A 10,170-nucleotide genomic window follows, 5' to 3' on the forward strand; every position below is an offset into this window, starting at 1 on the left:
GCAGGCCCGGCGGGGTAAAGCGTCCCGCCAGGCCTGCCGGCTTCGTCCAGCCCAAGGCACCCGAACCCATGTCAAATCGGGCCTTGGTGGGGTGGTGCCGGGGGCGTTGGGGTTGCGAAGTGTGATCGGGCAATTACGCGGTGATTCGACCCGGTGGTCACTGAACGGTTACGGGTCGGTTGTTCACATTTGTGGTGGTTCGGGGTGGCTGAGCACTGCGGATGGTGTTCGAGGGGTTTCGGTCAGTTGCGTTCCGGTCACGTCGGCCGTCCCACTCCTTGACATTCCGCTGTGGGCCGGGACACAGTACCGCCGGTTTGAGCGGTCAAATGGGCGTCGAATTGTCAGGGGAGGGTGCGGCGCATGGCACGTCCCGGCTTTCCGGTGACGATCCGCCAGGTCGCGCTGCACGCCGGTGTCTCGCGCCAGACCGTGTCGAACGTGTTGAACGCGCCGCACCGGGTGGAGTCGGGCACGCGGCAGCGGGTCGGGTCGTCGATCGAGGCGCTCGGGTACCGGCCGAACCGGAACGCCCGCAACCTGGCCGCGCGCCGGGCCGGGCTCATCGGCTACTGCGTGCCGGAGTCGGACACGCCCAACCCGTTCATGGACCGGTTCCTGCACCTGCTGACCGCGGAGGTCGAGCGGTCGGGGCGGAACGTGCTGCTGTTCACCGGCGGTGCGGTCGGGGTGTACGCGGACCTGGTCGCGCAGCGGGCCGTGGACGCGTTCGTGCTGGCCGACACCGTGGACGACGATCCGCGCCACGGGTGGTTGGCCGAGCGGGACGTGCCCTTCGTGTCGTTCGGTCGCACGTGGACGGGGCGTCAACCCGGTCCCTGGGTCGACCTGGACGGCGCGGGGGTGTGCCGGCGGTTGGTGGCCGGGCTGCACGACCTCGGTCACCGGCGCATCGCTTTCGTCGGCAAGTGCGGCGCGACCGGCCAGTACCTGGACCGGGTGCGCGGGTGGAGGGCCGGGTGCGACGCCCTCGGCCTGCCTTCGGATCGGCTCGTGTGCGCCGAAGTGGACACCGTCGAGGCGGGCGGTGTGGCGATGCGGAACCTACTGGACTCCGAAGTCCCACCGGACGCAGTGATCGCGGTGAGCGACCCGATTGCTGTAGGTGTGCACCGTGAAGTGCGCCGCCAAGGGCTCCGGCCCGGGACGGACGTCGCGGTGACGGGTTTCGACGACTCGCCGCTGGCTTCCGTTGTGGACGGTGGTCTCACCTCGGTGCGACAACCCGTCGAGAGGTTCGCCCGCACCGTGGTGGACCTGCTGGACAGCGCGAACGGCGATCGGTGCGTGCTGCTGCCTGGTGAGATCATCAGCCGCGGCAGCGCTCCGATCCGCTTGACAGAGCAAGACGTGAACGAATGGGAGTCTCGGTGATGGGCGTTCGGACAACGGCGTTGCGGGCGACTGCGGCGCTGGGCGTGGCAGTCCTCCTCGCTTCGTGCAGCAGCGGAGGGGACAAGGGCGGCGCGCAGCCCGGCGGTGCGCTCGAAGGCCGGGGTGAGATCACGTTCGCCACCGGCAAGGACACGTCGGGCAACATGCAGAAGCTCGTCGACGAGTGGAACTCCAAGCACGGCGACGAGAAGGTCCGGATCATCGAACTGCCGGAGTCGGCCGACGCCCAGCGTCAGCAGATGGTGCAGAACGCGCAGGTGAAGTCCGACGCGTACACGCTCCTCAACCTGGACGTGGTGTGGACGGCCGAGTTCGCGGCCAACCGCTGGGTCGTCGAGCTGCCCGCGGACCAGTTCGGACTGGACAAGTTCCTCCAGCCCGCGGTGAAGACGGCGCAGTACCGCGACAAGCTCTACGCCGTGCCGGTGTACTCCGACGGCGGCCTGCTGTACTACCGCAAGGACCTGCTCGACGCGGCGGGCGTGAAGCCGCCGAAGACGTGGGCCGAGCTCACCGCCGCCTGCCAGGCGGTCAAGGCGGCGCAGCCCGCGATCGGCTGCTACGCCGGTCAGTTCGAGAAGTACGAGGGCCTGACGGTCAACTTCGACGAGGCCGTGCACTCCGCGGGCGGCGACGTGGTCGACTCCTCCGGCAAGCCTGTGGTCGACTCGCCCGAGGCGAAGGCCGGCTTGGACACCCTGGTGACCGGCTTCCAGCAGGGGATCATCCCGCAGAAGGCCATCACCTACAAGGAAGAGGAAGGCCGCCGCGCGTTCCAGGCCGGTGAGCTGCTGTTCCACCGCCAGTGGCCGTACCAGTGGAACCTGGCCGGCAAGACCGACGGCTCCTCGCAGGTCGCGGGCAAGTTCGACGTCGCGCCGCTGCCCGGCATCGACGGTCCCGGCAGCTCGACCCTCGGTGGCCACAACTTCGCGATCTCCGCGTTCGGCAAGAACAAGGCCACCGCGCTGGACTTCATCAAGTTCTTCACCAGCGAGTCCTCGCAGCGCTCCAACCTGCTGGCCACCTCGCAGGCGCCGACCCTGGCGAGCCTGTACGACGACGCCGAGCTGATCAAGCAGTTCCCGTACCTGCCGACGCTGAAGGAGTCGATCCTGTCGGCCAAGCCGCGCCCGCAGGCCGTCCGCTACGGCGACGTGACCCAGGCGGTCCAGGAGGCCGCCTACGCCGCGTTGACCGGTGAGAAGACCAGCGACGTGGCGCTGAAGGACCTGCAGACCAAGTTGCAGGAGCTCCTGAAGTGACGGTGGTCGCCCGCCGCGCCCGGGGTGGTGCCACCTCGGGCGCGGGGCGACTCGCCGCGGCGCTGCTGTCACCGACGTTCGTCGTGCTCGGCCTGGTGGTCGGGTACCCGCTGGTGGCGGCGCTGCGCGAGTCGGTGTTCCGGGACGGGACCGACCTCGACGAGAGCGGCTTCATCGTCGAGGGGTCGAAGTTCGTCGGCATCGACAACTACACCGCGATCTTCGCGGGCGAGTCCGCCTCCCGGTTCTGGAACTCGTTCGGCAACACGACGGTGTTCACCGTGATCACGGTGGTGCTGGAGGTGCTGATCGGGGTCGCGATGGCGCTGGTGATGCACCACGCGCTGCGCTGGCGGGGTGTCGTGCGGGCGTCGATCCTGGTGCCGTGGGCGGTGCCGACCGCGGTGTCGGCGCTGCTGTGGCGCTGGATCTTCCAGGCCGACGGCGTGGCCAACGCGTTGATCGGTCAGCAGGTGCTGTGGACGACCGAGGGCTGGCAGGCGAAGTTCGCGGTGATCCTGGCGGACGTGTGGAAGACCGCGCCGTTCGTCGGCCTGCTGGTGCTCGCCGGTCTCCAGATCATCCCGACCGACGTCTACGAGGCGGCCCGCGTCGACGGCGCGTCGCCGTGGCTGCAGTTCTGGCGCATCACCTTGCCGCTGGTCAAGCCCGCGCTGCTGGTGGCGGTGCTGTTCCGGGTGCTGGACGCGCTGCGCATGTTCGACCTGCCGTTCGTGCTCATCGGCAGCCGCAAGGAGTCGGTGGAGACCCTGTCCATGGTGGCCTTCGACGAGGCGGCGAGCCTGAGATTCGGGCCGGCCGCGGCGTACGCGACGATCCTGTTCGTCTACGTCGCCGTCACCGCGCTGGTGTTCGTGCGGCTGCTGGGCGCGGACGTCGTCGGTGCGGCACGGGAAAGGGCGCGCAAATGAAGGGCGCAACGCTGCCCAGGCGGGTGCTGACGTTCGCGGGCCTGCTGCTGATCCTGCTCTACTGCCTGGCGCCGTTCTACTGGATGGCGGTGTCGGCCTTCCGCCGCCCGTCCGACCAGTTCGAGCTGACGGCGCTGCCCGCCCCGTTCTCGCTGGACAACCTGACCGCGGTGTTCGCGCCGGGGGTCGGCTTCGGCCGGTCGCTGCTCAACAGCCTCGTGGTCGCCGGCGTCACCACGGTGCTCACGCTGGTCATCGGGGTGTCGGCGGCGTACGCGCTGGCCCGGCTGAACTTCCGGTTCAAGAACGCGGTGGCGGCGCTGATCATCGCCACGTCGATGTTCCCCGGCATCTCGCTGCTGGTGCCGCTGCTCGCGCTGTTCACCGACATCGGCTGGATCAACACCTACCAGTCGATGATCGTGCCCAGCCTGTCGTTCGCGCTGCCGCTGGCGGTGTGGAACCTGACCGCGTTCTTCCGGCAGATGCCGGAGGAGCTGGAGCAGGCGGCGATGATCGACGGCTGCACGCGTGGCCAGGCGTTCCGCAAGGTGATCCTGCCCCTGGCGGCACCGGGCGTGTTCACCACCGCGATCATCACGTTCATCGCGGCGTGGAACGAGTTCATCATCGCTTTGTCGATGGTCAACGACAGCTCGATGCAAACTGCTACGGTCGCGATCTCCCGGTTCACCGGGGCGTACGGTTTCGACCAGCCGTTCGGCACCCAGATGGCCGCCGGCGTGGTGGTGACCGTGCCACTGGTCGTGGTGGTGCTGCTGTTCCAGCGGAGGATCATCGCAGGCTTGACCGCAGGTGGCGTCAAGTAGCCACTTGGCGGTGTCAACGGCCGGTCGCCACGTGTTGGGAGAGCCGTGGCGACCGGCCAATTAACTCCGGGCGGTCAGGGCAGGCGCCACTGCTGGGCCGCGGTGGTGTTGCAGTCGTAGACCTGCAGCTGGATGCCGTTCGCGGAGTTGCTGTCCGGCACGTCCAGGCACTTGCCGGACGCCGGGCTGACCAGCGTCCCGCCCTTCGGCCACCACTGCTGCGCTCCCGTGCCGTTGCACGTCCACAGCTGCACCTTCGTGCCGTTGGCGCGCGCGCTGCCGCTGACGTCCAGGCACCGGCCCAGCGCCCGCAGCGTGCCGTCCGACGCGACGGTCCACTGCTGCGCGGCCGAGCTGTTGCAGTCCCACAGCCGCACGGGAGCGCCGTCGGTGGGGCCCGCGGGCTCGGCGTCCAGGCACTTGGCCGCCAGCCCGACGACCGCTCCGCTGCGGGCGGGGGTGGGGCCGACGTCGAACGACGGCGGCGCGTCGACGGTGGCCGAACCCCAGGTGGTCGGCGTGGTGCCCAGGGTGAAGTCCAGCGTGCCGCCCTGCGCGGTGAACGACGCCGGTAGCCACGGCTTGGTGGACGCGGTGCCGTTGACCCGCAGCGACTGGACGTACTTCGCGGTGTCCGAGGCGTTCGGCGCGGTGATGGTGAGGGTCACGCCGTTGCCGCGCTTGATGGTGGTGGTGGGGAACTGGGGGCTGGCCAGCACCAGCTCGGCCCGGCCCGGCGCCTGCGGGTACAGGCCCAGCGCCGCCCACACCGCCCACGAGGACATCTCGCCCAGGTCGTCGTTGCCGACCAGGCCCTCCGGCGTGGGCAGGAAGATCGACGTCAACGCCCGCCGCACGACGTCCTGCGTCTTGTGCGGCGCACCGGCGTAGGCGTAGGCCCACGGGGTGTTGAGCGTCGGCTCGTTGCCGAGGTAGGCGTAGGGCTTCTTCGGCCCGGCGTTCAGCTCGGTGAAGAAGGTGTCCAGGCGGGACGTGACGGTGGCGTTGCCGCCCATGGCGTCGAACAGGCCGCGGTGGTTGTACGGCACCATCCAGGCGTACTGGGCGGCGTTGCCCTCGACGTACTCGTTCTCCTGCGTGGGGCTGAACGCGGGCCAGCTCAGGTCGGTGTTGCGCGGTTGCAGGTACTTGCTGCCGGAGTTGAACAGGTTGCGCCAGTCCTGGGCGCGGCGCAGGAACCTCTCGGCGGTGGTGGCGTCGTTCAGCCTGGCCGCGAACTGCGAGATGGCGAAGTCGGCGCTGGTGTACTCCAGGGTGGTGGCCGCCGAACCCCACACGTCCCCGAGGCCCGTGGGCACGTAGCCGTAGCTGTTGTACTGCAACCAGCCCGGCCGCTCGCTGGTGTTGTCGGACCCGGCCACGATCCGGCGCAACGCGTCGGCGGTGTCGAAGTCCGTGCCGCCGAACGCGTGCGCGGTGGACACGATGATCGCCATCGGGTCGCCGTTCATCACGCCCGTGCCGCCGTTGGCGACCGTCCAGCGGTCGAAGTAGCCGCCCTGGGCGGCCTGGTTCACCGCGGACTGGGCGATGTCGGCGGCCTCGCGCGGCCCCAGCAGGGCCACCAGCGCTATCTGGGAGCGGTAGACGTCCCAGCCGGAGAAGTTCGCGTACTGCGTCCTGGCGGCGGTGTGGGTCTGCCGGTCGAAGCCCGTGTACTGGCCGTTGACGTCGCTGAACACGTTGGGGTGCAGCAGGGAGTGGTACAGCGAGGTGTAGAGCGTGCGGAGCTGGGTGGTCGTGCCGCCGGTGACGTCGATGCGGCCGAGCCAGGAGTTCCACGCGGTCCGGGCGGCGGTGCGGACGTCGTCGAACGACCGCGTGCCGGTCTCGGTGGCGAGGTTGGCCTTGGCGTTGTCGAGGCTGACGAACGAGATGCCGACGCGGGCGGTGACGGTCGTGGCGTTGAACGACACGAACGCCGACGCGGCGAACGGCTGCACGTCCTGGGTGGCCGTCGCGGACGGTGTGGGCAGGTTCTGGGTGCCGGCGGTCTTGGGCGCGGGCGGCACGCTGCCGCGGCTGCTGCCCTCGACCTGGCGGCCGTCCGGTGCGACCCGGCCGTCGGTGATGGTGGCGGTGGAGGCGAACGGCTGGTCGAAGGTGACGTGGAAGTGCAGCCGGTACCGGTTGCCCGCGCCGCAGAACCCGCCGCTGTCGGTGTAGCCGGAGAGGCTGTCGATGCCGACGGTGATGGAGCCGCTGGCGGCGTTGAACGCGCGGGCGGCGTCGACGGTGAGGGAGGCGCGCTGACCGGCGGGGTAGGTGAACCGGGCGACGCCGGAGCGCTGGTTGGTGGTCAGCTCGGTCCGGATGCCGTTGTCGAAGAGCACGGAGTAGTAGCCGGGGGAGGCCTGCTCGTTGGCGTGGGTGAACGTCGAGTAGGCGGCGGGCGTCGTGCCCAGGGAGGGCATGAACGGCACGTTGCCGAAGTCGCTGCACCCGGGGCCGGACAGGTGGGTGAGGCTGAAGCCGCGGATGCGGTTGTCGTCGTAGTGGTAACCGCCGTGCTGGTGGGTCACCGTGTCGGGGCTCCACTGGAGCATCCCGAACGGCGCGACGGCGCCGGGGAAGGTGTTGCCCGCGCCGCCGCCGTGCCCGAAGTCGGGACCGCCGGGCTTGGTGCCGACGAACGGGTTGACGTGCTGCGCGGGATCGGTGACGGCGAGCGCCGTGCCGGCCTGGAGGGGCACGGCGAGGGCGGCGAAGGTGAGGGCGGCGATGGCCGCGGAGCGGAGACGCATCTGGAACCTCCGGCAGGGGTAGGAGGTTTGACAACGTTGTCAGCCCCTGATTGTGCCGGCAGAGGTCCAGACCAGGAACCCGCTGCGCGGCTCAACGGCGTTGGGCCGCCCGTGTCCGGTGGACAACGAATACCGGGAATGTGAAAGTCTTTATAGCTTCAGTGTAGGGTGAAGTCAGTGGAAGATGGTCAGGGTGGTCGGACCGGTGAGGCTGGAGACGCCGGTGCCGCCGCACTGGAGGAAGTCGGCCGTGACCAGCGTGGTGACCTGTTCGGCACTGGCGGGCGAGAACGTGCCGTGGGTGATCAGTCCGGTGTTGGTGACCACGACCTGCCCGCCGACGTCGCTGACCGTCCAGTTGTAGGCGAAGGTGGTCGGCGCCGCGAGCGGGTTGCTCCACGTGTACTGGCGCGAGGCGGCCCCCGCGCTGAGCAGCGTCGCGCACGAGACGGTGTCGGTGAACGCCTGGGTGTACGACGCGCCGGGTGCCAGGGGGTTCGTGCAGACGGGGAAGTAGCCGGTGAGGGTGGCGTGGACCTCCCTCGGCGTGGTGGTGATGGGTGGGTCGTAGGTGACCGCCCACGTGCCGACGCAGACCTGGTCGACGGTGGCGGCGTGGGCGGGGCCCGTCACGGCGGCGAAGCCGCCCAGGACCAGCACCGCCACCAGGCAGGTTCGCGAGAACCTCGACATGGCACCGACTCCCTTCGTCGCCCGTGCTCTGCCGTCTGTGGATAGCAGTGCGGGGTTCGCGGCGGACACCGCCGTTCGGGGTTTCAGTGCAGCTCGGCCGCCGCGGCGCGGAAGACGGCGTCCGCGACGCGGGCCAGGGGTGGCGAGTCGAGCTTCCACTGCTGCCAGTGCAGCAGCACGTCCACGGGCCGGTCGGGGGCGAGGTGCACGAGCCTGCGGTGCGCGGCGATCTGGTGCTCGGTGAGCAGCGCCCAGCCGGCGCCCGCCACGACGGCGTCCTCGAACACGTGCCCGTCGGGCAGGTGGTGGCGGTGGGCGGAGGCGTCGTGGCCGGACAGCTCGCGGCAGAACCGGTCCTGCAGGTCGTCCTTGTCGTCGAACACGATCACCGGCGCGTCGTGCAGCGGCTGCCCGTCGGAGAGCCGGCGCCGGACGAACCCCTTGGTGGCCACGGCGTGGTAGCGGATGCTCCCGAGTGGACGGACGACGCAGCCCTGCACCGGTCGCGGTGACGAGGTGACGGCGCCGACGACGAGCCCTTGGCGCAGCAGCTCGGCGGTGTGGTCCTGGTCGTCGCGCCGCACGGTCAGCACCAGGCCCTCGTCGGTGGCCAGCTCCTTGACCACGCGGCGGAACCAGGTGGCGAGGGAGTCGGCGTTGACGGCGACCGGGATGGGCGTGGGGTCCTCGACGAGGCCGAGCGCCTCGCGGGCGTCCCGGTCCAGCAGGGCCTGTTGCCGCCCGTACCGGGCGATGACCGCGCCGGAGTCGGTGAGCCGCGCGGGCTTGGAGCGGACCACCAGCACGCGACCGGTGCGCTGTTCCAGCAGCTTGATGCGCTGGCTCACTGCGGACGGTGTGACGTGCAGGGCTTTGGCGGCGGCGTCGAACGTGCCCTCGTCCACGACGGCGAGGAGGGTGCGCACGCACTCCGGGTCCAGCATCACGGTTGCTGATGATACGTAAGAAAACGTAGCTGGCCTTATCCCCGGGTGGTTCTTACGGTCGGTGGCGTGATGTACGCGCTGCTCGCCGGGCTCGGCACCGGGCTGTCCCTCATCGTCGTGATCGGCGCGCAGAACGCCTTGGTGCTGCGCCAAGGGGTGTTGCGGCAGCAGGTACCGGCGATCGTGGCCATCTGCGCGGGTTCGGACGCGGTGCTCATCGCGTTGGGCGTCGGTGGTGTCGGTGCGGCGCTGACCGCGTGGCCGTCCGCGTTGACGGTGGTGCGGTGGGTCGGTGCGGCGTTCCTGGTCGGGTACGGCGTGCTGGCGGCGCGGCGGGTGCTGCGGCCGTCGGCGCTGCGGCCGGGCGGCGCGGCGGGCGCGGGTGTGGCGGTGGTGGTCACGTGCCTGGCGCTGACGTGGCTGAACCCGCACGTGTACCTGGACACCGTGCTGCTGCTGGGCACGGCGTCCACGGGGTTCGGCGCCGACCGGTGGTGGTTCGGGGCGGGGGCGATCACGGGCAGCGTGCTGTGGTTCAGCGCGTTGGGCTTCGGCGCGCGGTGGCTGTCGGGGGCGTTCGCGCGGCCGTCGGCGTGGCGGGTGCTGGACGGGGCGGTCGCCGTGGTGGTCACGGCGACCGGCGTGTCGCTCGTGGTGTGAAGGCGCTCCCGGCTAGAATCGGTTGGTCACCCAGGCGGCGGCGTGGAGCTCCTTCAGCGAGACCTCGACGCGGTGGTAGGCGTTCGGGTCGACCCGGCGGTAGCCGTGGCGCACGACGCCCTGGTAGATCACCTCCGACACGACCAGCACGGCTTCGCCGGTCAGGTGTTCGCGCACGGGCGCGCTGTCGGCCAGGCGGCAGGCGGTGTTGACGTCGGCGCCGACCCAGCCGTGCGGGTCGCGCTGCACCTCGCCCGCGTGCAGCGCCAGTCGCACCCGGATGTGCTGCTCCGGCGCGACGGCGGCGTTGTGCCGCCGCAGCACGGCGATCATGGCCGGGATGGCGGGGTCGAGCAGGTCCAGCTTGGAGACCGAGGCGGGCACCAGCACCATCATCCCGTCACCGCGGTCGTGCACGGCCAGCTCGGACCACCGCACGCCCGCGGCGCGCAGCCCCGACCGCACCGCGTGCCGGAGCACCTGCCGCGCCCGCAGCTGGGTCGGGTCGTTCCACCGGCCGAAGCCGGCGATGTCCACCACGAAGACGGACCGGTGCTCGGGGCCGGGGGACTGCCGGAGGGGCCGCAGCCACCGCAGCGCCCGCGTCATCACCTCCGGTCCGACGCTCATCGCCGTGCCGACCTCGGCGCGGGCACGCCCAG

At 70.6% G+C, this 10,170-nt stretch carries 9 protein-coding genes; 5 read left to right on the forward strand and 4 right to left on the reverse strand.

Going from position 1 to position 10,170, the window contains the following annotated elements; translation table 11 throughout:
* The first annotated feature begins 363 nt into the window (after positions 1 to 363).
* Genes AB0G02_RS20330 through AB0G02_RS20345 form a run of 4 tightly spaced genes read left to right on the forward strand, consistent with a single transcriptional unit; the run spans position 364 to position 4,443 of the window.
* Positions 364 to 1,395 (forward strand): LacI family DNA-binding transcriptional regulator, encoded by a 1,032-nt coding sequence (locus AB0G02_RS20330; RefSeq protein ID WP_360796603.1) that lies wholly within the window; start codon positions 364 to 366, stop codon positions 1,393 to 1,395.
* Positions 1,395 to 2,681: an ABC transporter substrate-binding protein gene (locus AB0G02_RS20335; protein WP_360796606.1), complete on the forward strand. Its 1,287-nt coding sequence runs from the start codon at positions 1,395 to 1,397 to the stop codon at positions 2,679 to 2,681. The genes AB0G02_RS20330 and AB0G02_RS20335 overlap by 1 nt, the downstream gene beginning before the upstream one ends.
* On the forward strand, positions 2,678 to 3,613 hold the full coding sequence (locus tag AB0G02_RS20340) for a sugar ABC transporter permease (RefSeq protein ID WP_360796609.1): 936 nt from the start codon (positions 2,678 to 2,680) through the stop codon (positions 3,611 to 3,613). The genes AB0G02_RS20335 and AB0G02_RS20340 overlap by 4 nt, the downstream gene beginning before the upstream one ends.
* A complete protein-coding gene (locus AB0G02_RS20345; protein ID WP_360796613.1) occupies positions 3,610 to 4,443 on the forward strand; it encodes a carbohydrate ABC transporter permease in 834 nt (277 codons plus the stop codon). The genes AB0G02_RS20340 and AB0G02_RS20345 overlap by 4 nt, the downstream gene beginning before the upstream one ends.
* A gap of 74 nt (positions 4,444 to 4,517) precedes the next feature.
* Here the strand turns inward: AB0G02_RS20345 and AB0G02_RS20350 are convergent, their stop codons facing one another.
* The 3 genes from AB0G02_RS20350 to AB0G02_RS20360 form a co-directional block, all read right to left on the reverse strand.
* Positions 4,518 to 7,208 carry a lectin gene (locus tag AB0G02_RS20350; RefSeq protein WP_360796616.1) on the reverse strand — a complete coding sequence of 897 codons (2,691 nt, stop codon included), beginning with the start codon at positions 7,206 to 7,208 and terminating at the stop codon, positions 4,518 to 4,520.
* A 174-nt stretch (positions 7,209 to 7,382) separates the two neighbouring features.
* Positions 7,383 to 7,901 carry a hypothetical protein gene (locus AB0G02_RS20355; protein WP_360796617.1) on the reverse strand — a complete coding sequence of 173 codons (519 nt, stop codon included), beginning with the start codon at positions 7,899 to 7,901 and terminating at the stop codon, positions 7,383 to 7,385.
* An 83-nt stretch (positions 7,902 to 7,984) separates the two neighbouring features.
* Positions 7,985 to 8,845: a LysR family transcriptional regulator ArgP gene (locus AB0G02_RS20360; RefSeq protein ID WP_360796623.1), complete on the reverse strand. Its 861-nt coding sequence runs from the start codon at positions 8,843 to 8,845 to the stop codon at positions 7,985 to 7,987.
* Between the two features lie 72 nt (positions 8,846 to 8,917).
* On the opposite strand from AB0G02_RS20360, the gene AB0G02_RS20365 reads away from it, so the two are divergent.
* Positions 8,918 to 9,508, forward strand: coding sequence for a LysE family transporter (locus AB0G02_RS20365; RefSeq protein WP_360796626.1), 591 nt, complete (start codon positions 8,918 to 8,920; stop codon positions 9,506 to 9,508).
* 12 nt (positions 9,509 to 9,520) lie between these two features.
* Here the strand turns inward: AB0G02_RS20365 and AB0G02_RS20370 are convergent.
* Positions 9,521 to 10,170, reverse strand: a 650-nt coding sequence (locus AB0G02_RS20370) for a hypothetical protein (protein WP_360796620.1), incomplete at its 5' end; no start/stop codon positions are given.

Source organism: Actinosynnema sp. NPDC023658, from assembly GCF_040639995.1.
Classification (GTDB): domain Bacteria; phylum Actinomycetota; class Actinomycetes; order Mycobacteriales; family Pseudonocardiaceae; genus Actinosynnema.

Excerpts from the sequence above, each read along its gene's own strand:
- AB0G02_RS20330 (WP_360796603.1), top strand. The coding sequence starts at position 364 with ATGGCACGTCCCGGCTTTCCGGTGACGATCCGCCAGGTCGCGCTGCAC.
- AB0G02_RS20335 (WP_360796606.1), top strand. The coding sequence starts at position 1,395 with ATGGGCGTTCGGACAACGGCGTTGCGGGCGACTGCGGCGCTGGGCGTG.
- AB0G02_RS20345 (WP_360796613.1), top strand. The coding sequence starts at position 3,610 with ATGAAGGGCGCAACGCTGCCCAGGCGGGTGCTGACGTTCGCGGGCCTG.
- AB0G02_RS20350 (WP_360796616.1), bottom strand. The coding sequence starts at position 7,208 with ATGCGTCTCCGCTCCGCGGCCATCGCCGCCCTCACCTTCGCCGCCCTC.
- AB0G02_RS20355 (WP_360796617.1), bottom strand. The coding sequence starts at position 7,901 with ATGTCGAGGTTCTCGCGAACCTGCCTGGTGGCGGTGCTGGTCCTGGGC.
- AB0G02_RS20360 (WP_360796623.1), bottom strand. The coding sequence starts at position 8,845 with ATGCTGGACCCGGAGTGCGTGCGCACCCTCCTCGCCGTCGTGGACGAG.
- AB0G02_RS20365 (WP_360796626.1), top strand. The coding sequence starts at position 8,918 with ATGTACGCGCTGCTCGCCGGGCTCGGCACCGGGCTGTCCCTCATCGTC.